Raw genomic sequence first — 20,087 nt, 5'->3', positions numbered from 1 at the left:
TTAGAGATAATGGCCTTATATTAAAAGTGATCTGCTTTTCTAGATCATTGGGAAAGATTAAATAAATCCGAGACAACAAAGAAGAAGGAGACCTATGACCATGAAATTCAAAAAGGTTCGTTGGGGTATTATTGGCTGCGGTAATGTTACTGAGGTAAAGAGCGGGCCAGCTTTTCAAAAAGTTAAAAATTCAGAGTTAGTTGCTGTTATGAGAAGAACCGGTGAACTAGCGAAAGACTATGCGGAGAGGCACCATGTCCCGAAATGGTACGATAATGCCGATTCACTTATAAACGACCCGGATGTGGATGCTGTGTACATTGCGACACCACCCGGTTCACACAAAGAATATACCCTTAAAGCTGCACAGGCGGGAAAACCTGTCTATGTAGAAAAGCCAATGGCGCTCAACTTTGCCGAATGCCAGGAAATGATTGCTGCCTGCAAGGCCGCCGGCGTTCCATTATTTGTTGCCTACTACCGCAGGGCAATGCCTCGATTTTTAAAAATTAAAGAGTTGTTGGAGAACAACGCAATCGGAGATGTCCGTTTTGTTTCAACAGCGCAGTATCAAAAAGCTTCAGATGACGTAAAGGACCCCGAAAAACTCTCATGGAGAGTACAACCTGAAATTTCAGGCGGCGGGCTGTATTACGACCTCGCCAGCCACACCCTTGATTTATTTGATTTCCTGCTGGGGCCGATAAAGGACGTTAACGGATTTGCCTCCAACCAGGGGGGTTTTTACCGGGCGGAAGATATTGTGACTGGTACATACATGTTCGAATCAGGAATCCATGGCACAGGAACTTGGTGCTTTTCCGTTTTTGAAAATGTCGATGTCAACGAAATCGTTGGTAGTAAAGGGAAAATTACCTTTTCCACTTTTGGGTCGGAACCTATTGTTTTGACAACTTCTAAAGGCGCGGAGCAATGGAGTTTTGAACCGCCGCAGCATGTTCATCAGCCTCTTGTGGAAACAATAGTGGAAGAATTGACTGGAGATGGCAACAAGTGCCCTAGTACTGGAGAGTCAGGTGCGCGAACAAATTGGGTCATGGGGGAAATGACCAATTTGTAAATTGAGTTTAACCTAGAATACAAGATAATAATGAAAGGAAAAAACACCTCAATAGACTTGGGGTGTTTTTTAGAAAAATTATCTTTCGTATGCGATATGACGGTAGCCATTAGGGGCTTCATAAACTTCATACCAATGATATGTAGGCGCTTTGAGCCACTCGTACTTCGGCAAATACACCAGATATCTAATGTTTCCTTCGCTATCAAGCAATGTTTTGAAAACTTTAAATCTACCAATACCAAAAGTCTGGTCCATATAACCCTCCAAACCATCTCTTACAAAATGGTTCTTATCCTCCTGCTCCTGCCTATTCAACTCAATCAGCCCATCCACAAAAATACTCAGCAAAACCAAAGTAACCGCAATCAACACAAAAACCAAAATATTTAACAAAAAAATAACCTCCTAAATCAAGATAAGTGATGCATGGGGACGGTTCTTTTGCCTCATTCAGAATTGAAGCAAGAGAACCGTCCCCGGGCTTCAAAATCCGCAAAGATGCATCATCTCCTTTGTTTTTGTTAAAATCATTTCGATTGTACTTTTGGAAAGTATAAGAAGGTGTGATTCAGATAACTTTGTTTTGAGATAAATAAGAACATTTTTTGAAAATTTAGGAGGGTAAATAAAATGTCTAATAAGAAAATCCTTAATATACAGAAGTTGGGCTTTCCATGGGTGACGGAGGATCCATTTTTAATGACCGTGCATCATAATGATGCTTATCCAGCGGGAAATGATGAACAGGGGCCTAGCACATCATTGGCTGGCAGGAATCTCGGTCAGGATTTTATGATTAAAGATGGTTTTCGGATGTATCATGGCACAACGGTACCAGGATTTCCGGCGCACCCGCACAAGGGATTTGAAACAGTAACGATTGTTTTGGAAGGATTGGTTGATCATTTTGATTCTACAGGAGCAAGAGGGCGGTATGGAAATGGGGATGTGCAGTGGCTGACAACCGGGAAAGGCAGCCTGCATACGGAAATGTTTCCGCTTGTCCATAAGGACAAAGGCAACCCGCTGGAGCTTTTTCAAATTTGGCTGAATCTTGCCGCTAAGGATAAAACAGCAAATCCAGATTATAAAATGCTGTGGGCTGAAGATATTCCTGAAATAGAATCCGCAGATGCAAATGGGAAGAAAACGACAGTCCGGCTGATTGCAGGAAAACTTCAGGGAAAAAACAGCTTAGATCCGGCTGCTGCTTCATGGGCAAATGACCCTAATAATCATGTCGGAATCTATCTTATTCGGATGGAACCGGGAGCGGTGTTTACAATGCCGGCGGTATCCAAAACATTGAATCGTAACATTTATTTTTACGAAGGAGAAGAAATCTATCTGGAGGGGACAACTGTCCAAGCTTATCATCGTGCCAAGCTTACAGGGGACCAGGAAATCGAAATCACCAATGGCGAAAAAGAGGCATATATTCTCGTTCTTGAAGGTGAACCGATTGGCGAACCAGTCGTGCAGCATGGCCCGTTCGTCATGAATTCAGAACAGGAAATCCGAGAAGCCTTCAACGACTATCGCAGAACACAATTCGGCGGCTGGCCATGGGGCCGGATGGACCCTGTCAATGAACCAAGTGATGGCAGATTTGCACGTCATGGGGATGGAAGAATAGAGGAAAGATAGTGCATGGAGTGCATGGGGACGGTTCTTATACATCATTTAGAATTGATGCATAAGAACCGTCCCTTTGTCTCACATCTGTTTCCCTGAAGCCTTTTCCTTTTCAAATAGTACAATAAGTCCCGGCAGGAGGATGCCCCTTACCAAAAAGGTATCCAGCAGGATCCCAATGGCGACGATGAAGCCGAAAACGAATAGGAGTTGAATTGGCTGTGTCATCAGAACGGCAAAGGTAGCCGCGAGAATTAGTCCTGCGGAAGAAATGACTCCGCCCGTGCTGGCGACTGCAATTTGGACTGCCTCTCGAACCGAGTACTTAGCTCTTTCTTCTTGATAACGGGAAATCAACATGATATTGTAATCAATCCCAAGTGCAATTAAGAACACAAACGAATACAGCGGAACGCGGTTGCTGATGGTATCGATATCAAAGAACAGATTGCTTAGAAACATTCCCAGCCCCAGGGCGGCAAGGAATGAAATCAAGATGGTCCCAATCATATAAACCGACATCTTGATTGACCTGGTCAAACTTATTAGCATCACGAAAATCAAAAGCGTCTCAAGCGCCACAATGAAGATTAGGTCTCGGTCATTAATAGAGCGGTCATCGACTTTCGTGGCTGTTTCGCCGGCAAAATAAATGTCCCCGTTCACACCAGCCGAGGCAGCGATTTTATCAGCGCTGTCCCGCATATCCTCCAAAGCATCCATCGTTTTGGCGGAGTATGGATTTTCTGCAAAAGTTAAACTGTATTGAACGACTTTACCTTCTTCTGCGGTACCATTGACACTTACGGAGCTTACCAAGTCCTGTTCAGCAAGTTTGTTTTTCAATGCATCCTGTTGTTCGGCAGATAGTGGCTCTGAACCTTCAAATAAAACGGTCGTTGGGGCGAGGTCGCCTTTTTCAAATTTCTCCTCAAGAATTTCATAGCCCATTCGGGACGGCATATCTTTCGGAAATGATTTCATCGTATCAAATTCAAATTTCATGTTCACCATATTGCTTGCTGACACGATTAGAATCAATCCGAGCACCGCAACAGAAAGCCCCGGTTTTCTAGCAACAAAGTGCCCGATCCGGCTCCATAACGAATTAGTTTTGATAGCATCCTGGCCCACCTTAGGAATCATCGGCCAAAAGGATTTTCTGCCAAAAAGTGCAAACAAGGCTGGAACCAAAGTCACCGATGCAATCATGATAATCAGCATGGTGGTGGCAAATGTTGGAGCAAAGTTCCGGTAATCACCAAATCTTGCAAAAAATAATACCAACATGGCCGCAAGAACGGTACCGCCGGAATAAAACACAGGGGTTCCGACTTCCCGCATCGCCTGCCTCATCGCATCAAATTTATTCTCATGTTTTTTCAATTCTTCTCTAAACCGCGAGAATACAAATAAAGAATAATCAATCACGGCCGCAAACAGAAGAATAGTCATGATAGACAGCGTTTGGCTGCTCATTACCAGCCCTGCCTTGCCCATCAGGCCAAGTGTCTGCATCACCACTTCATACACAAAGGCGGCAGCCAGTAGCGGAATTAACGCCAAAAGCGGTGAGCGGTAAATCACAATCAATAGCACAAGGATTAGGCCGACTGTTGATAATAAAAGGACAATATCTGCTCTTGAAAATAGATCCAGGGTATCGGTGGCAATACCTGCAGGACCAGTTACGTAAAAGGTTAAATCGGAGTTTTTCTTGACGATTTCCTGAATCGCTTCCTCCACCTTTTTAATTTCCTTTGTCTCTAAGGATGAATCAATGGTTAAAGGAAGAATAGCTGTGGTTTTATCGTCAGAAAAGAAATCTGCGGCAGCCTGCGGAGGCAGTTTCGATAGTGGCACCATCTGATCGACACCATCGATTTTTTCCTTCTCTATGCTGTCGACGATGCTGGCTAGCTGAGGAAAAGTGATTTCACTTTTCTTCGCTTGAAAAACTAGAATAGCAGGAATTCCTTCATTGTCTTTAAAGTATTTATCCACTTTCTTTTGGGCGATGACCGACTGGGCATCTTCCGGAATAGACTTTATGCTTGACACTTCGTAGTCCTTGGCGCCTGGAGCCAAGACTGCCAGCAGCATCGCGGCCGCAAACCAGATTCCAAGCGTAATCCACATTCCTTTTTTGGTCGAGACACGGTCTGTGAGAGATTGCAAGAATGATTTCATATTGGTACTCCTTTGCACTAGTTTATAAGGGGCTATTTTTCAAAAGTCGACTAAAAGTGACACTCGTGTCACTTTTGGCAAAAAATAATTGACACTATTGTCACTAACATTATCTTTTAAAGGTGACACATGTGTCAATTATTTATTTGTGAACATTCCGTGACTAATAATTTCTTTGATCGACTGAACCCATAAATCTTGAGGAATGCCGAAGTGATTAGGAATGGCAATGGTCTGAAAAATTATTCCGAGCACCACTACGTCCGGAATATGGGGCTTCAGCTTGTTCTCGCCTTTTCCTAGTGTTACAAAGTTCTGCATATAACTGTACATTTCCAAGTGCATTTTTTCTAGGTTTTGCGTATTGTTCCGAACCTTTTCATTGAGGGAGGAGGGAATTTGTCTGCCTATCTCAATGAGTTGGTGGATTTCTCTATTTCTAAAAATAAGTTCAAAAAGGAATTCAAATTGCCTGTCAAAGTCATTTAATTCGGCTATTTCCTTTAATTCTGCGAGGAAATACTTCATCTCAAATAACATAAAATCGGTGATTAATTCTTCCTTGTTCTCGAAATATTTGTAAATCGCGCCACGGGAAATCTCCAATCGTTCTGCTAATAGACTGAAAGTAAAACCCTCATATCCATGTTCAAGCAGCAGCTGCTTGGTGTACTGAAATAATTCCTCCGTCGAAAACTTGCGCTCCCGTGCCATAATGCCACCTCCATCCATTAATGTAACACGGGGACGGTTCTTTTGCATCATTATTATTGATGCGAAAGAACCGTCCCTGTGCATCAAATTTTTCCGTTCCGAATAACCTGTTTCATCATATCCTTATTGGGATAGTTTACTTCCTCATAAAGCTGGATGACTTTTTCTAGATTATAGTTGACCCGCTGGATGGAGGTGTTGATATTTCCTTGATTGATTTCCACCAGTCCGTAGGAGGCCTTTGTTAGACCATCAAATGGGAGGCCGACGCTGCCAATGTTCATGACTACTTTTCCATTAATATATCGGATATAGGGCCGATGAATATGGGCATATACAAAAACATCTGCATCGGAGGGCTTCATCAAGCTAGTCTTGATCGTTTCGTCATCGGCATTGGGAAGAGTGATTTCGAATAAACTATCCGGTGTTGCATGGAAGGCAGCAATTGTAATTCCGTCCACGTTTGTGTCCAAGTGGGTTTGCAGATTTTCAAGGTATTGGAGATCGGCCGAATCCAGTTTCCCAACTGTCCATTGTCGTTCAGTATTCATCAACTCCAACGCATGATCCGGAACTTCTCCTGCACGAACACCGCGAACCACCCACTCATCGGCATTTCCTTTGATGACATCGGTATTTAACGACTGAATCAATTCAAGGGAGCGCTTTGGCTCCGGTCCTCGATAGCAAATGTCACCAAGAACGTAAATTTTGTCTACATCTTTTTGCTTAATATCAGCAAGGACCGCATCTAAAGCAACTGCATTCCCATGAATATCAGAAATAAAGGCTATTTTCACCATTTAATCAACTCCCCACATCTCCGCTTTTTAAAAAAATAATACCACTAAATGGATACGTGTTTCCATCTTTGGTTTGACCTGATAACTTTGATATATGTTTGAATTACCTTTTGAAGAATGGGGCCTAGTGTTAAAATTAATTGATGGAAGGTATTTTTAACAAAAGGAGAAATCCATGGACAAGAATAAAGCTACAATTCAATCGATAGATGACTATATTATACAATTTCCACCTGATATTCAGGAAAAATTAAATAGTATTAGAAACTTTATTAAAGAGATGGTTCCAAATGCAGAAGAAAAGATAAGTTATCAAATGCCCGCGTTTTTTTTGTATGGCAATCTAGTATATTTCGCAGCTTTTAAAAAGCATATAGGTTTTTTCCCAACTTCAAGTGGTATTGCTGCTTTTCAACATGAATTATCGGAATATAAAACGTCAAAAGGTACCGTTCAGTTTCCTCTAGAAAAGCCTATTCCATATGAATTAATCGGCAAAATTGTTAAATTTAGAGTTGCTGAGAATTTAAAGAAGGCGGAAGACAAAGTGAAAAAGAAAAAGTAAATTTTGTGTTCATGGTTCTATAAGAAAGGTAATATCCTGTCATATTTGCCCATGTTGTACATCTCTTATAAAGAGGTGTATTTTTGTGAAAAGGAAACTGATTCGAACGCTTATTGTATTGGTAGTGCTGATCTTAATATATGATTTTAATTTTCGACCAAAAACAGTAACGTATTTGGGTGAAGATGCGAATTGGTCTATTAAAATAAACTCAAAGTTAGTGGGCTTTAATGGTAGTTACAGTATTAAAGTTCGCTATAAAGGTAACAAATCAATCGAGTATGTGGATTTTAATATCCATCCACCACATTATGAAGTAGGTATCCCTTCCATGAAAGAAAAAGGCTTTTACCACTGGGAATGCAAGGATGACTGTGGGTTTTATGATAAAGAGGATGAACTTCTCTTTTTTATCGTTTGGAAAGAAGACAACCGTTCCGAAGAAAAAATGAGGTTTATTAATTTAAAAAAGATTCCGACTAATTGGTGGAAGTAGAGGAACAACTAAAGGAAAATTGATAAAATAGTGTCGTGGAGGTGGAATATAAAATGATTGCAACCCAATACAAGATTACACTGCCGAGCGATTACAATATGAATATAATCAGAGACAGAGTGAGGAATAATGGCTATAAAACTGACGGGTTTGAAGATTTGAAGTTTAAACTCTATTTGACCACCGAAAGAGGAATCCATAATAATTTGCAAAACAGTTATAGCCCATTATATCTTTGGAAAGGGAATAATGGACTGAACAAGTTTTTATTTAATGGGTTTTATGACAATATCTTAAACTCCTTTGGTTGGCAGCAAGTTGATGTCGGAATACCCCTGATTGATACCACTACATCTAAAATCATTGAGATTAAGTACTTATTTCAAATCACATCAGAAATACCACCGCAAGAAAGTCTAAACAACCTAAAGGATAAAATTGCAGAAAGCATTCCCATCATAGAAGAGACGGAATATCTCGTTACTTATAGTCCGGAGAGATGGAAGTACGATGTTTTTTATTTCTTAAAAGATTTAAGCCATGTAAAAGATATGAGTGGAGTCGTTTATTCGATTTTGCATATATCACAAGGGTAATACCTATGCCTATTCTGTATCATAAATGGTCAAAAATAAGCCTAGTCCTTTTTCGGGACTGGGCTTTTTGCTTTTTTCTCTCTTTAGTGAGGCTTCTAATCGAATTCCTATGGGGATTACTAATACATAGCATGAGCTTTAATTGGCTATACCGTATTTTTCAGAATGATGCAAAAGAACCGTCCCCATGCACCACCCTTTTGCATCAGTTTTAAGGAATGATGCATGAGAACCGTCACCGTGTTATATTTTGTGGTGTATTTCAAAATAGAGTGCCTGAATAAATTTTTTCATGTTGATTCGAATGGGGGCTGGTGTGACATTTTTTTTGTCTTGTAGTTCTTTCATTTTTTGACGGACGGTTGTGAAATCGAAAAATTTGGATGAGTAATTTTCGAATTTTGGGTGGGAAAAGTCTGTCAGCCCTAGTGAGGCGAGGCCGTTTAAGGATTGATAAATCGCCCTTCGGACACGCTGTTCGGATGCTTTGATTTCTCTTTGAAGATCAGCCTCGCTGGCTGCTTCACCAAGCTTCTTCAAAGCTATGATTCTAAAAGTCTCCTTTAGTGAAGGAAATCCATTAGTGAATGTTTGCATCTGTTCGTAGTCATGGAAAAACTGCATAATCTCCATAAGGTCTTTACTGCCGCTTTCCCCGGCAATGCCCAGTTCCGAAAGAAGAAACCGCCCGGCGTCCGAGAATGTTTTCCCTTTTTCCCGATGTAAATTGCCCTCTGTTTTATGAAAGCTAATATTCATCGCATTTTGGATAGACCTTTGGATATCCTGGATAGATTGCTCTAATCGGGCATGCTCGATAACCTTCTTTACAACCGAAACGACCTCGATTTTATTAATCGGCTTTGTTATGTAATGATCAATCCCCTTTAAGTAAGCTTGTCCAATCAGGTCCTTAGATTCCACTTGAGAAATCATGATGACCTTTCCTTTAAAAACCGGCTTGATTTTTTGGACCGTTTCGATGCCGTCTTGACCCGGCATTAACAGGTCAATTAGTAAAATATCAACCTTCTTCATATCTAAAAGTTCTCCGCTAACCTCGAAACCGTCGGCAGCCTCGCCCACGACTTCGCCAAGGTCATCATCTTCAATAATATGGCTAAGCATCGTACGAATCGATATATCATCATCAATAATAAAAAATCGCATGAAATCACTCTTTTCTCGTTATTTTTGCCATTGGCAGGTGAACAGTGAAAGCTGCCCCTTTGCCATCTTCCGAATTATTCAGCAGAACATTGCCATCATGCATTTCTACCACTTCCTTTACGTAGGTCAACCCAATCCCAGTGGAAGATTTGCCAGTGCTGTCAAACTTTAAAGTGAATCCAGGTTTAAAAATGACATCTTTATATTGGCTGGGAATTCCGGGTCCAGTATCCTTAACGCGGATTGTCAGCCAATCTTGATTTTGTTCAGCCAATAGCTCAATTTTACCCGTTTCATTGATCGCCTCGACGGAATTGGAAACAAGGTTGTTGACAATGGAGGTAAATGTGTACGCATGATAATCGGGGTGTGTTCCGCTAATTGAAAAGACGAACTCAATTTTTTTCCCCAACAGCTCAGCATACTTTTTATTTGTCCTTACAATAATTGAAAAAAGGGAGTCAATGTCAATATAATCAAGCAAACTTTCCTCGGTAATCAGTTTGGAAAGCCCTGATAAAATTCGTTGATTATCCTTTTTAATCTCATGAACTTCACCAGCAATCCTTAAGGCTTGCTGAGGTATCCCTTCCAATGAGAAGTCTCTCTGTCCCTCCTTGATTTCGTGCAAATCCTTGTATAGATTGTAGGATTGTTTGGTGACCTTCTCGGCAAACTGAAGGGTTTTTTTCAAAAGGATGGTCTCTTCATAAAGATTCGAAACGACCATGATCATATGTTCATTTCGCTTTTGGATTTCCGTTTCCTTCAGCTTTGATTCATGGTATTTAAGAGTACTAAATAGACCAACTACAAAAAAGCTTCGAAATACAGCGAAAATAAAAATTTTATGGACGGCATCAATAGTTGTTAATTCTTCAAATAAAAGCCTTTCGAAAAACAACTCTGACATTCCAGCAGCAAATTCTGTTACAATTCCCAATAGGCCTATCACCCAAGGCCGCTGGTTAAACTGGTGGATTTTCAATAAGAAAAAGACCAAAGCATAGGCGAAATAGTAGACAAAGGATGGTAGGTTAGCATGAATGGATACCAGCCAATCAAACGGTTCGAGAAAAACAGCATCAAGAAGGATTCGAAAAGCTAGCACGGAAACCCCTGCAAGCGTGCCGCACAAAATAGCGGGTACTTTTCTTAGCCCCAATAAAAAGAGAAAAAGGGCAGGGGGTCCAAAGCTCACCCGATAGACCTCATTAAATGGATAAAATTTTACCTCCCCAGCAAGCGGAACCAAAATGGCCATTGCCGCCAGTAAGGTAAGTTCATTTTTTGAAAAAAATTTAATGTACAATTTCCGCCACAACCTCTTATCCTAACAATCTCTCATTTAATGCAAAAAAAATTTGTAGGTTTTTGTAGATTTCTTGTTATATTGTGTAGTTACTATTTTACATTAAGAGCAGCCCCGCTGAAAACGCTCTCAGGAAATCGCTGCCTCAAATTATAGTTTTATTTTAGCTAGAAATCCATTGGAAAAAAACTCTTCTAAGACCAAATCGTAAAAAAATTAAAAAGAGGTGCTTGAATGAAAAAATTAGGTTTAGCTTGGCAAATCTTAATCGGACTAATCCTTGGTATTGTGATTGGTGCCATTTTCTATGGTAATCCTGATGTTGCAAAGTACTTACAGCCAATCGGGGATATCTTCTTAAGACTAATCAAAATGATTGTCATTCCAATCGTTATCTCCAGTTTAATTGTAGGGGTTTCCAGTGTAGGTGATACAAAGAAGCTCGGGAAAATTGGCGGCAAAACAATTATCTACTTTGAAATTATTACTACTATCGCGATTATTATTGGACTATTATCAGCGAATATTTTTCAGCCGGGCTCTGGGGTTGATATGAGTTCATTGCAAAAAACAGATATTGGCAGTTATGTAGATACTGCTGAAACTGTTGAAAGCCATGGGATGGCAGAAACATTTGTGAACGTAGTCCCGCCAAATTTTATTAAGGCAATTGTTGATGGAAACATGCTAGCCATCATTTTCTTCTCAATTTTATTTGGACTAGGCGTTACTGCCATCGGAGATAAAGGAAAACCGGTAATTGCCTTTTTCCAAGGGACAGCGGAAACGATGTTCTGGGTAACGAATCAAGTGATGAAATTTGCCCCTTTCGGTGTGTTCGCATTAATAGGCGTGACGGTATCTAAGTTCGGTATTGAATCATTACTGCCATTGGGCAAATTAGTCATTATTGGCTATGCGACGATGCTGTTCTTTGTATTAGTTATCCTGGGGGCAGTTGGCAAATTAGCAGGCGTGAATATTTTTAATATCATCCGTCTGCTAAAAGATGAGTTAATTTTGGCCTATTCCACGTCAAGTTCTGAAACGGTAATGCCAAGATTAATGGAGAAAATGGAGAAGTTCGGTTGTCCAAAGGCGATTACCTCCTTTGTTATTCCTACGGGTTATTCCTTTAACCTTGATGGCTCAACACTGTACCAAGCATTAGCAGCACTGTTTATTGCCCAAATGTATGGCATCGATTTATCCATTGCTGACCAAATTTCTTTGATGCTTGTCTTAATGGTAACATCAAAAGGAATTGCCGGTGTTCCGGGGGTTTCGTTCGTGGTTCTCTTGGCCACGCTCGGAACAGTAGGAATTCCGTTGGAAGGACTTGCGTTTATTGCTGGTATCGACCGTATTCTCGATATGGCCAGAACCGTTGTCAATGTCATTGGAAACTCATTGGCTGTAGTGGTTATGTCTAAATGGGAAGGCCAGTTTGATAAAGAAAAAGCAAGTTCGTACTTACAAACCTTGAATGATACAAAGCAGCAGGCAGCCTAATGGAATAGCTGATTTAGTAGAGGAACCCTGTAAAGTTTGGGTTCCTTTATTGGTGTAATGCCAAGGTATGAAATTTTAAATAATTGATAGATAGACCTAATGTGCAATAGAATGAAGTCATTCATTTTATTTAATTCTATTGACCGGGAGAAAGCACGTTTATTTTGGTAGTTTCAAGTTTTGAAACATGAGAACAGTCCCCGTGTTCCTTTCCCAAAAAAATATATTGCTAGGACTTTCTAATAGATTTAAAATGAGAGTGGAAAATGATAGGGAAGAAGGTTTCAGCATGTGGATTGCTGCAGCATTGGTAACAACCTTAAGCTTCGGTACAAATAATACGATTTTTAAATGGAGTACAAGCCGTGGTTTGTCCAAAGTGCATATCCAGTTTTTCTTTTATTTTGTAGCGTTTATCTTAACACTTGCTTATGGAATTTATGTTGGGGATTTACGGTTTAACCTTTATGCCATCATTTTGGGCGGCCTGATTGGCATCTTAAATGCGAATGGCAATATTCAGATGTCCAAGGCCTTCGAAAAGGGTCCTGCCAGCCTAACGTCGCCTTTAATTGGCGCCAATGCAATCATGCCGATTCTTGGGGCAGCGATTATTTTTCATGAAGAAATCAGTCTGGCCCATTGGATTGGGATTGTGGTAATACTCGGTTCAGCCCTGATGATTCAATATTCGCCGGGCAAAAGTCACGGCACAAATTATGGTCCATGGATTTATCGGGTCGTAATGGCAATTCTGTCCTTTGGGATTCTGGGAATATTAATGAAAACAACATCCTATTTGCAAATTAGTTCGCTAAGTACATTAATTTGTATGTACGGCGGGGGCAGCATTTATTTGGCCCTGACCAGTTTGAGGGAAAAGGAAAGCTGGCTGAGGTCCGAAGTGAATGTCGGGTCCATGGCCGGTTTAGTCAGTGTCATCGGGTACAGCTGTTATTTCTATGCATTGCAAAAAGGTATTGCCAGTATTATCTTCCCAATCGTCAGCTTGAATTGCCTTGTTGTCATCCTGGCTGGTTGTTGGTTCTTTAAGGAGAAATTAAAACGATACCAGCTTGTCGGCATATTCTCTGCGATTCTTGGGATTATTTTTACAAAAATATGATACGTGGGGACGTTTCTTGTGCTTCAATTTTTGAAGCACAAGAAACGTCCCTTTGCTTTATCAAAAATGAGCAACGCTTTTTTGGTTTAAAGTGATAAAATTTTTATCGAAAATCTATTGTTCTATAACAATAATATATGGTAAAATCTGAATATTATTTATTTTTCAGAAAAATTAGAGCGGTTATTACTGCGTTCATAGTCCGCTGAGGGGGAGAAAAGGTGAAAAAGAGTTTAGCCATTGTTTTGATGGGAGTATTGTTGCTGCTTTCTGCTTGTGGTGGGGGAAGCAAGGAAACTAGTGGGGAAAAGAAAGAAAAAGAAGTAAAAATAGGGATCACGCAAATCGTTGAGCATCCGTCCCTTGATGCTGCCCGCGAAGGGTTTATCGCGGCCTTGAAGGATGCTGGTTATGAAGAAGGAAAGAACTTGAAGCTTGATTACCAAAATGCACAGGGCGACATGAATACCAATTTATCAATTGCCCAAAAATTAGTTTCGGACAAGAATGATCTAATTTTAGCAATTGCCACGCCAAGTGCACAGGCTGTATTGAAAAACACGAAGGAGATACCAGTTTTATTTACGGCTATTACGGATCCGGTTGGTGCGCAATTAGTTAAAAGTTTAGATAAGCCAGGCGGCAATGCCACTGGAACATCTGATACGCACCCAGATGCCATTAAGAATACGATTGCTGCGATAAAGAAGTTTGTTCCTAATGCCAAGAAGGTCGGCATCATCTATAACAATGGTGAACCTAACTCTGTTGTAAACGTGAAGAATGCCAAGAAAGCGATTGAGGCAGAGGGACTGGAGTCAGTTGAGACAACTATTACAGCCGGTTCCGAAGTGAAGCAGGCTGCTGAATCATTAGTTGGTCGTGTGGATGTCCTTTACATTCCTAAGGACAATACGGTTGTTGCTGCTCTTGAATCCGTTATTACTGTAGCAAATGCGAAAGATATCCCAACATTTGTTGGTGAAGGTGATTCTGTAAAACGAGGAACATTCGCCTCTTATGGTCTAAACTACCATGATCTTGGCTATTCAACTGGTAAAATGGCAGTCGAAATCCTAAAAGGAAAGAAACCAAGCGAAATTCCAGTCGGCTTCCCAGAAAAGCTAGAACTCGTCATCAACAAAAAAGCCGCTGCTGAAGAAGGCATCACCCTAACAGAAGATTTAATTAAGGACGCTAAGATACTAGGAGAATAAGTGAAACATGGGGACGGTTCTTGTGCTTCAATTTGAAGCACAAGAACCGTCCCTTTGCTTTGAAACTTTTATTTTAGGTGGGCAGTCTAATCTAGTAAAGGAGTGGTGGTGTGATGAAAAAATTCATTTTTCCGCTTATACTAGTGGTTTTCTTTATTCTAATGGTGTGGGGGATGGGAATGAAACAAACCGGAAATTTGGCTCCATCCATTAACGCTATTTTTGGAAAGGAAGATTATACGGAAATTGTTTCCGCCAATAATCAATTGGGGATGAAACTGTTAACAGAGATAGGAGCAGGAAACGGCGGCAATACGGTTATTTCTCCGACAAGTTTATTCATGGCGTTGTCAATGGTCTACAACGGGGCCGATGGGGCAACAAAGGAAGAGATGGCGAAGGTTTTGCAAACGACCGGAATGGATGCCAGTGAGTTAAGTCAAGCAAACGCCTCAATGATGTCGATGTTACATAAGCATTCAAAGCAAATTCAGCTCAATATCGCAAACTCCATTTGGTTAAACAAAGACTTCCACTTTCAGGACGATTTTGCAACGAACAACAGAGATTATTTTAATGCAGAAATAAAAGAGATTGATATCAATGATAGCCAATCGGTTCCGTTGATTAATGATTGGGTGAAGAAATCGACGAATGGTAAAATTAAGGAAATTATTGAAGCTCCTTTAGATCCAGATTTAGTCGCTGTTCTGATTAACGCGATTTATTTTAACGGGAAATGGCAATATGAATTTGATAAAGAGCAAACAAAGGAACAAACTTTTTATCTGACAGAAGGGACCACCAAAAAGGTGCCGCTTATGACGCTGAACGAAAAATTGGCTTATTTGGAAACCGAAGATTTCCAGGCGGTTTCGCTTCCATATGGTGATGGTCAAATGAGCATGAAGATATTTCTTCCAAGGGAGAGTTCCAATTTAGCAGCATTCCAAAAAATGCTGACAACTGAAAATTGGGAGAAGTGGAACTCTGAATTTACCGAAAAAAAGGGGACCGTTCTGCTGCCAAAGTTTCAATTGGAGTATGAAGTGATATTGAATGACCCATTAAAGAATCTGGGGATGGAGACCGCTTTTGACACTCGTGCTAATTTTTCAAAAATGGTGAAAGAGACGGATCCCATAATGATCAGTGAAGTGAAACAAAAGACATTTATCGATGTGAATGAAGCAGGGACAGAAGGGGCTGCGGCAACCTCTGTCCAAATGGTAAAAGAGTCGGCAAGCATAGATAATCCCTTCTTTATAGAAGTAAATCGGCCATTTTTCATGGCGATTACCGAAGAAGAAAGCGGAACTATTTTATTTATGGGGTTGATATCTGACCCTCAGGGGGGAACTCAAAAATAGTTCATTTTTTTGGCTAATAAGAAAGTGTAAAATTCCCCCTAATTTTACACTTTCTTAACGCATAAATTCAACTAGGTCTCTGTCTTCGTCCTAACGGACTCGCCGATCGACGAGTTTTCATTTAAAATTGCTTTTGCAAAATTAGGTTGATAAACTTATTTTGTATATTTAGAAAAGGAGTTTTAGCAGGATGATTAATAAAGTTGCAAAAGTTACTGTTTATGTAAATGATCAAGAAGAAGCAAAAGATTTTTGGATTAATAAAGTCGGCTTTGTCCTAAAAGAAGAGCAGCCAATGGGGCCAGACTTCTCTTGGATAGAAGTCGGACCAAGTGGCGATGAATTCACTAACTTAGTCCTTTATGCAAAAGCTGCGATGGAACAGCATGACCCATCAAAGGTTCAGCACCCATCGATCCTCTTCAGCACGGCCGATATCGAATCTGCTTATGAAAAAATGAAACAAAATGGAGTAAAAGTAGGGGAAATGTTAAGAATGCCATTCGGAACGATGTTTTCCTTCCATGACCAGGACGGCAATGATTATTTGTTAAGGGAAGATAAATAAGGATAAATAGGGACGGTTCTTTTGTTTCAAAAATTGAAACAAAAGAACCGTCCCCGTGTTCCTTATTTCTTTTTCTTCTTAGAATTATCGACAACTGCCACTTTACCTTTTTTGATTTCTTCTAAAACCACTTTCACATGTATCGTTTTTTCGTCAATATGCTCGACGTTTGAAACCTTGGCTTTGCGGCCTTTAATGGTTAGATCCTCTCCAACTGCTGGAATACGTTTTAGCAGCTGAGTTAATAAAACATTTTTATTTTCAAGAAAATGAACTGCAAACATGGGCGGGCCTCACCTTTCATTTTTAATGGGTTGTCTCTCTACAAAAATATTTATTGAAAGGTGGTTTTAGACCAAAAACGCTTACATAAAAACTTGAAATTAATTTCCACTTAATTTTAAATAGAGTTATAGATTGATTAAAAAACGAAAAAACGAGATGATTATATGTTTATTTTAACTGAAGCAGCGAAAGCAGAATTACAAAACCGATTGCAAAATTCAAACACATTTATCCGCTTGCAAATGCGGAAAAGTTGTTTTATGAAAGCTAAACTGACCTTTGAAGATTCCATTCAGGCAAATGACGAATTAATAAAATTGGATGAACTTCAGTTTATCATTGACCAATCCGAATGCCATTATTTCAGGAACAAAACATTGGATTTTATCCCCGACACGACTGGTTTTAAACAATTTGAGATTATCTAATTTTTCAAAGAGCTTATTCCGCAAGGATTAGGCTCTTTTTTTTGCTTTTAACCACCCATTTCAAGCAGGTTTACTTAAAATTTATGAATTCTAAAAATATTGACACAATAAAAAATGCAAGATATTATAAATTTGTAGGTTGATATTATCGAATGGTGTTCGACAATATCGAACGCAATGGAGGATTAATAATGTCTGAACGTTTAATTCAATCGATTGAAAGAGCAGCAGATGTCCTTGAAATTTTTTTAACAACAAATTCAGAGCTAAGCGTCAAGGAAATAAGCGAGAAGGTAAATCTATCGAAAAGTACTGTCCATGGGATTATTAAGACTTTGGAACACAGGGGATACCTTCAGCAAAACCCGGATGACCTCAAATACCGTTTAGGTATAAAGCTTTTTGAACTAGGTAATTTTGTCGGCAAACATTTGGACATAAGAAGCATTGCTCGACCAATTATCAAGGATTTAGTCAATGAACTAAATGAAACCGTTCACTTAGTTTTATTGAACCGCAACGAAATTATTTATATCGAAAAGGAAGATGGACCGAGAACCCTGACGATGTACTCGCATATTGGAAAAAGAGCCCCGGTACATTGTACAGGAGTCGGGAAAGCTATTTTGGCCCACTTAAGCGATCAAGAGGTAGATCGGCTGCTGTCAATCCAAAATTTGCTGTCGTTTACGGAGTTCACGATGACGGATAAAGAGGAAATTAAAAATCATTTAAAATCCATCCGTGAGTGCGGCTATGCGGTTGACGATGAAGAAATTGAGTTAGGGCTGAAATGTATCGCTGCTCCGATCTTTAACCATCAAGGGAATGTAATCGCTTCAATAAGCTGTGCCGCCCCTAAAATCAGGCTAGATGAAGAACGTCTTCCAAAGGTCATCGCCGGAATCCGGAAAGCTGCATTAGAGATTTCAAAGGCACTGGGCTACAAAGGTGTAATGCAACGATAGGGACTGTTCTGGCAGCTATTTTGGAATAGGGATTGAATAAAATGGGACACGAGAACCGTCCCCGTGAACTACCCGTGAACTAATTTTTAGGAGGAGAAATGAAGTGGAAAAAGTAAAAGTTGCCATTCTTGGCTCAGGAAATATTGGGACAGATTTAATGATTAAGCTTGGCCGCTCTGAAATTTTGGAATTAACCACTGTGATTGGGATTGATCCAAATTCGGATGGACTGCGCCGTGCCAAGGAATTAGGATATACAACTATAAGCGATGGTATTGATGGGTTTCTGAAAACACCGGAATTGGCTGACATCATTTTTGATGCAACTTCTGCCAAAGCACATCTCTATAACTCAAAAGTGTTAAAGGAAGCAGGAAAGAAAGTAATCGATATGACTCCTGCTGCGGTTGGACCATATGTGTGTGCTGCGGTAAACATTCAAGAGCATTTAGAGAAAGATAATATCAATTTGATTACTTGCGGGGGCCAAGCGACGATCCCAATGGTGCATGCAGTCAATCGTGTTTGCCCAGTTGAATATGCCGAGATTGTGGCAACCATTTCAAGCCGCAGTGCCGGACCAGGGACTCGCGCAAATATCGATGAGTTTACTGAAACGACATCCCGTGCGATTGAGGTAGTTGGGGGCGCGAAAAAAGGAAAGGCCATCATTATCCTGAATCCTGCTGAACCGCCGATCCTTATGCGTGACACCGTTTATACGCTTGTCGAAGAAGGAAAGATGAACGAGGAAGCGATCAGACAATCAATTGCAGAAATGACTAAGGTCGTTCAATCCTATGTTCCGGGGTATCGTCTACGTACAGAGCCGATTTTTGATGGAAATAAGGTAACCATTTTCTTAGAGGTAGAAGGAGCAGGGGATTATCTGCCAAAATACTCTGGAAACCTAGATATTATGACAGCTGCAGGTGTTAAAATCGCAGAAGAATTTGCAAAAAACTTATTACAGAAACAAACCGTTTAAGAAAGGGGCCGAAAAAACAATGGAAAACAACAGGGATATTATCATTACTGAAGTAGCATTACGGGACGGCAGCCATGCGATTGCCCATCAATATACTGTCGAGCAAGTATTGAAAGTAGCAAAAGCATTGAATGATGCCAATGTACCATTTATTGAAGTATCACACGGTGATGGACTTGCAGGGTCTTCTTTACAATATGGCCTGTCAAAAACAAATGAAATGGAATTAATCGAAGCAGCTGTTTCGGTTGCTGATAAATCAAAAATTGCTGTTTTATTAATACCGGGAATCGGTACACTGCATGAGCTAAAGGAAGCGGCTAATTTAGGGGCAAAAATGGCTCGTATTGCTACACATGTTACTGAAGCAGATGTGGCACCGCAGCATATTGCTTATGCAAAAGAACTTGGTATGGAAACAGTTGGATTCTTAATGATGAACCACATGGCACCAGTAGACAAACTTGTTGAACAGGCTAAATTAATGGAAAGCTACGGTGCTGATACTGTTTATGTGGTTGATTCAGCAGGTTATCTTCTTCCGGAACAAGTACGTGAACGGATTCGTGCCCTTAAACAATCTGTAGGAATTAATATCGGCTTCCACGGTCATAACAATCTTTCTCTTGCCATGGCCAATACGCTTGTTGCAATTGAAGAAGGGGCGACCCGCATCGATGGCAGTGTTCGCTGCTTAGGTGCCGGTGCCGGAAACACCCAGACAGAAGTGCTGGTTGCCGTTTGTGAACGGATGGGAATTAAAACAGGCATCGATTTATATAAAATAATGGATATGGCAGAAGATATCGTCGCACCGATTCTGCCGGTACCACAGGAAATTACTAGAGACAGCCTGACACTAGGATATGCAGGGGTTTATTCAAGCTTTGCCCTTCATGCGAAACGTGCTGCAACTAAATTTGGCATCGATTCACGTGACATTTTAATAGAGTTAGGAAAACGTAAAGTTGTCGGCGGTCAAGAGGATATGATCGTGGATGTAGCAGCGGAAATTGCTAAAAACAAAAACTAAGTCTTTTTGGACATCTTAGAATAC

22 protein-coding genes are annotated in these 20,087 nt (G+C 40.4%); 15 read left to right on the top strand and 7 right to left on the bottom strand.

The window, feature by feature from the left end; translation table 11 throughout:
• The first annotated feature begins 100 nt into the window (after positions 1-100).
• Positions 101-1,081: a Gfo/Idh/MocA family protein gene (locus tag KHA99_RS13980; RefSeq protein ID WP_213118105.1), complete on the top strand. Its 981-nt coding sequence runs from the start codon at positions 101-103 to the stop codon at positions 1,079-1,081.
• Positions 1,082-1,159: 78 nt separating this feature from the next.
• On the opposite strand, the gene KHA99_RS13975 is transcribed toward KHA99_RS13980, so the two are convergent.
• A complete protein-coding gene (locus tag KHA99_RS13975; protein WP_213118104.1) occupies positions 1,160-1,477 on the bottom strand; it encodes a hypothetical protein in 318 nt (105 codons plus the stop codon).
• Between the two features lie 237 nt (positions 1,478-1,714).
• Here KHA99_RS13975 and KHA99_RS13970 point away from each other — a divergent pair, with 237 nt between their 5' ends.
• Complete coding sequence (locus tag KHA99_RS13970; protein WP_213118103.1) at positions 1,715-2,731, top strand: pirin family protein; 1,017 nt, start codon at positions 1,715-1,717, stop codon at positions 2,729-2,731.
• Positions 2,732-2,800: 69 nt separating this feature from the next.
• Here the strand turns inward: KHA99_RS13970 and KHA99_RS13965 are convergent, their stop codons facing one another.
• The 3 genes from KHA99_RS13965 to KHA99_RS13955 form a co-directional block, all read right to left on the bottom strand.
• A complete protein-coding gene (locus tag KHA99_RS13965; RefSeq protein ID WP_213118102.1) occupies positions 2,801-4,909 on the bottom strand; it encodes an MMPL family transporter in 2,109 nt (702 codons plus the stop codon).
• Positions 4,910-5,047: 138 nt separating this feature from the next.
• The gene (locus KHA99_RS13960; protein WP_213118101.1) at positions 5,048-5,623 is read right to left on the bottom strand and encodes a TetR/AcrR family transcriptional regulator; all 576 of its coding nucleotides are present in this window, start codon (positions 5,621-5,623) and stop codon (positions 5,048-5,050) included.
• Positions 5,624-5,706: 83 nt separating this feature from the next.
• Positions 5,707-6,426, bottom strand: a complete 720-nt coding sequence (locus tag KHA99_RS13955; RefSeq protein ID WP_213118863.1) for a metallophosphoesterase family protein — start codon at positions 6,424-6,426, stop codon at positions 5,707-5,709.
• Positions 6,427-6,604: 178 nt separating this feature from the next.
• Between KHA99_RS13955 and KHA99_RS13950 the strand changes: the two genes are divergently transcribed.
• The 3 genes from KHA99_RS13950 (at position 6,605) to KHA99_RS13940 (ending at position 8,086) form a co-directional block, all read left to right on the top strand.
• On the top strand, positions 6,605-6,994 hold the full coding sequence (locus tag KHA99_RS13950) for an iron chaperone (RefSeq protein ID WP_213118100.1): 390 nt from the start codon (positions 6,605-6,607) through the stop codon (positions 6,992-6,994).
• 85 nt (positions 6,995-7,079) lie between these two features.
• Positions 7,080-7,490 carry a hypothetical protein gene (locus KHA99_RS13945; RefSeq protein WP_284037332.1) on the top strand — a complete coding sequence of 137 codons (411 nt, stop codon included), beginning with the start codon at positions 7,080-7,082 and terminating at the stop codon, positions 7,488-7,490.
• Positions 7,491-7,543: 53 nt separating this feature from the next.
• Positions 7,544-8,086, top strand: a complete 543-nt coding sequence (locus KHA99_RS13940; RefSeq protein ID WP_213118099.1) for a DUF4865 family protein — start codon at positions 7,544-7,546, stop codon at positions 8,084-8,086.
• 243 nt (positions 8,087-8,329) lie between these two features.
• Here KHA99_RS13940 and KHA99_RS13935 read toward each other — a convergent pair whose 3' ends face one another.
• Both KHA99_RS13935 and KHA99_RS13930 read right to left on the bottom strand, forming a co-directional pair.
• On the bottom strand, positions 8,330-9,256 hold the full coding sequence (locus tag KHA99_RS13935) for a response regulator (RefSeq protein ID WP_213118098.1): 927 nt from the start codon (positions 9,254-9,256) through the stop codon (positions 8,330-8,332).
• Between the two features lie 4 nt (positions 9,257-9,260).
• Positions 9,261-10,568 (bottom strand): sensor histidine kinase, encoded by a 1,308-nt coding sequence (locus KHA99_RS13930; RefSeq protein ID WP_213118097.1) that lies wholly within the window; start codon positions 10,566-10,568, stop codon positions 9,261-9,263.
• A gap of 234 nt (positions 10,569-10,802) precedes the next feature.
• On the opposite strand from KHA99_RS13930, the gene KHA99_RS13925 reads away from it, so the two are divergent.
• The 6 genes from KHA99_RS13925 (at position 10,803) to KHA99_RS13900 (ending at position 16,361) form a co-directional block, all read left to right on the top strand.
• Entirely contained in the window at positions 10,803-12,080 is a 1,278-nt protein-coding gene (locus KHA99_RS13925) for a cation:dicarboxylate symporter family transporter (protein WP_213118096.1), read from the top strand.
• Positions 12,081-12,369: 289 nt separating this feature from the next.
• Positions 12,370-13,206, top strand: a complete 837-nt coding sequence (locus KHA99_RS13920; protein WP_213118095.1) for a DMT family transporter — start codon at positions 12,370-12,372, stop codon at positions 13,204-13,206.
• A 221-nt stretch (positions 13,207-13,427) separates the two neighbouring features.
• Positions 13,428-14,423 carry an ABC transporter substrate-binding protein gene (locus KHA99_RS13915; protein WP_307852067.1) on the top strand — a complete coding sequence of 332 codons (996 nt, stop codon included), beginning with the start codon at positions 13,428-13,430 and terminating at the stop codon, positions 14,421-14,423.
• 7 nt (positions 14,424-14,430) lie between these two features.
• Positions 14,431-14,637 (top strand): hypothetical protein, encoded by a 207-nt coding sequence (locus tag KHA99_RS13910; RefSeq protein WP_213118094.1) that lies wholly within the window; start codon positions 14,431-14,433, stop codon positions 14,635-14,637.
• Positions 14,603-15,793 (top strand): serpin family protein, encoded by a 1,191-nt coding sequence (locus tag KHA99_RS13905; protein ID WP_213118093.1) that lies wholly within the window; start codon positions 14,603-14,605, stop codon positions 15,791-15,793. The genes KHA99_RS13910 and KHA99_RS13905 overlap by 35 nt, the downstream gene beginning before the upstream one ends.
• Positions 15,794-15,983: 190 nt before the next feature.
• On the top strand, positions 15,984-16,361 hold the full coding sequence (locus KHA99_RS13900; protein ID WP_213118092.1) for a VOC family protein: 378 nt from the start codon (positions 15,984-15,986) through the stop codon (positions 16,359-16,361).
• 62 nt (positions 16,362-16,423) lie between these two features.
• On the opposite strand, the gene KHA99_RS13895 is transcribed toward KHA99_RS13900, so the two are convergent.
• On the bottom strand, positions 16,424-16,645 hold the full coding sequence (locus KHA99_RS13895; RefSeq protein WP_213118091.1) for a hypothetical protein: 222 nt from the start codon (positions 16,643-16,645) through the stop codon (positions 16,424-16,426).
• Between the two features lie 165 nt (positions 16,646-16,810).
• Here KHA99_RS13895 and KHA99_RS13890 point away from each other — a divergent pair, with 165 nt between their 5' ends.
• The 4 genes from KHA99_RS13890 (at position 16,811) to dmpG (ending at position 20,063) form a co-directional block, all read left to right on the top strand.
• Positions 16,811-17,074 carry an iron-sulfur cluster biosynthesis family protein gene (locus KHA99_RS13890; protein WP_213118090.1) on the top strand — a complete coding sequence of 88 codons (264 nt, stop codon included), beginning with the start codon at positions 16,811-16,813 and terminating at the stop codon, positions 17,072-17,074.
• A gap of 191 nt (positions 17,075-17,265) precedes the next feature.
• Positions 17,266-18,042, top strand: a complete 777-nt coding sequence (locus KHA99_RS13885) for an IclR family transcriptional regulator (RefSeq protein WP_213118089.1) — start codon at positions 17,266-17,268, stop codon at positions 18,040-18,042.
• 103 nt (positions 18,043-18,145) lie between these two features.
• Positions 18,146-19,030 (top strand): acetaldehyde dehydrogenase (acetylating), encoded by an 885-nt coding sequence (locus tag KHA99_RS13880; RefSeq protein WP_213118088.1) that lies wholly within the window; start codon positions 18,146-18,148, stop codon positions 19,028-19,030.
• A gap of 19 nt (positions 19,031-19,049) precedes the next feature.
• On the top strand, positions 19,050-20,063 hold the full coding sequence (gene dmpG, locus KHA99_RS13875; RefSeq protein WP_213118087.1) for a 4-hydroxy-2-oxovalerate aldolase: 1,014 nt from the start codon (positions 19,050-19,052) through the stop codon (positions 20,061-20,063).
• The last annotated feature ends 24 nt before the right edge of the window (positions 20,064-20,087 follow it).

It is taken from the genome of Neobacillus rhizophilus, assembly GCF_018343535.1.
GTDB classification, from domain to species: domain Bacteria; phylum Bacillota; class Bacilli; order Bacillales; family Cytobacillaceae; genus Neobacillus; species Neobacillus rhizophilus.
Note: the sequence above shows the minus strand (reverse complement) of the source record. Positions and strands in the feature narration are given on the sequence as shown.

Coding starts and splice junctions, on each gene's coding strand:
- KHA99_RS13980 (WP_213118105.1), top strand. CDS start 101: ATGAAATTCAAAAAGGTTCGTTGGGGTATTATTGGCTGCGGTAATGTT.
- KHA99_RS13970 (WP_213118103.1), top strand. CDS start 1,715: ATGTCTAATAAGAAAATCCTTAATATACAGAAGTTGGGCTTTCCATGG.
- KHA99_RS13965 (WP_213118102.1), bottom strand. CDS start 4,909: ATGAAATCATTCTTGCAATCTCTCACAGACCGTGTCTCGACCAAAAAA.
- KHA99_RS13960 (WP_213118101.1), bottom strand. CDS start 5,623: ATGGCACGGGAGCGCAAGTTTTCGACGGAGGAATTATTTCAGTACACC.
- KHA99_RS13950 (WP_213118100.1), top strand. CDS start 6,605: ATGGACAAGAATAAAGCTACAATTCAATCGATAGATGACTATATTATA.
- KHA99_RS13940 (WP_213118099.1), top strand. CDS start 7,544: ATGATTGCAACCCAATACAAGATTACACTGCCGAGCGATTACAATATG.
- KHA99_RS13935 (WP_213118098.1), bottom strand. CDS start 9,256: ATGCGATTTTTTATTATTGATGATGATATATCGATTCGTACGATGCTT.
- KHA99_RS13925 (WP_213118096.1), top strand. CDS start 10,803: ATGAAAAAATTAGGTTTAGCTTGGCAAATCTTAATCGGACTAATCCTT.
- KHA99_RS13920 (WP_213118095.1), top strand. CDS start 12,370: ATGTGGATTGCTGCAGCATTGGTAACAACCTTAAGCTTCGGTACAAAT.
- KHA99_RS13910 (WP_213118094.1), top strand. CDS start 14,431: ATGGGGACGGTTCTTGTGCTTCAATTTGAAGCACAAGAACCGTCCCTT.
- KHA99_RS13905 (WP_213118093.1), top strand. CDS start 14,603: ATGAAACAAACCGGAAATTTGGCTCCATCCATTAACGCTATTTTTGGA.
- KHA99_RS13900 (WP_213118092.1), top strand. CDS start 15,984: ATGATTAATAAAGTTGCAAAAGTTACTGTTTATGTAAATGATCAAGAA.
- KHA99_RS13895 (WP_213118091.1), bottom strand. CDS start 16,645: ATGTTTGCAGTTCATTTTCTTGAAAATAAAAATGTTTTATTAACTCAG.
- KHA99_RS13890 (WP_213118090.1), top strand. CDS start 16,811: ATGTTTATTTTAACTGAAGCAGCGAAAGCAGAATTACAAAACCGATTG.
- KHA99_RS13885 (WP_213118089.1), top strand. CDS start 17,266: ATGTCTGAACGTTTAATTCAATCGATTGAAAGAGCAGCAGATGTCCTT.
- dmpG (WP_213118087.1), top strand. CDS start 19,050: ATGGAAAACAACAGGGATATTATCATTACTGAAGTAGCATTACGGGAC.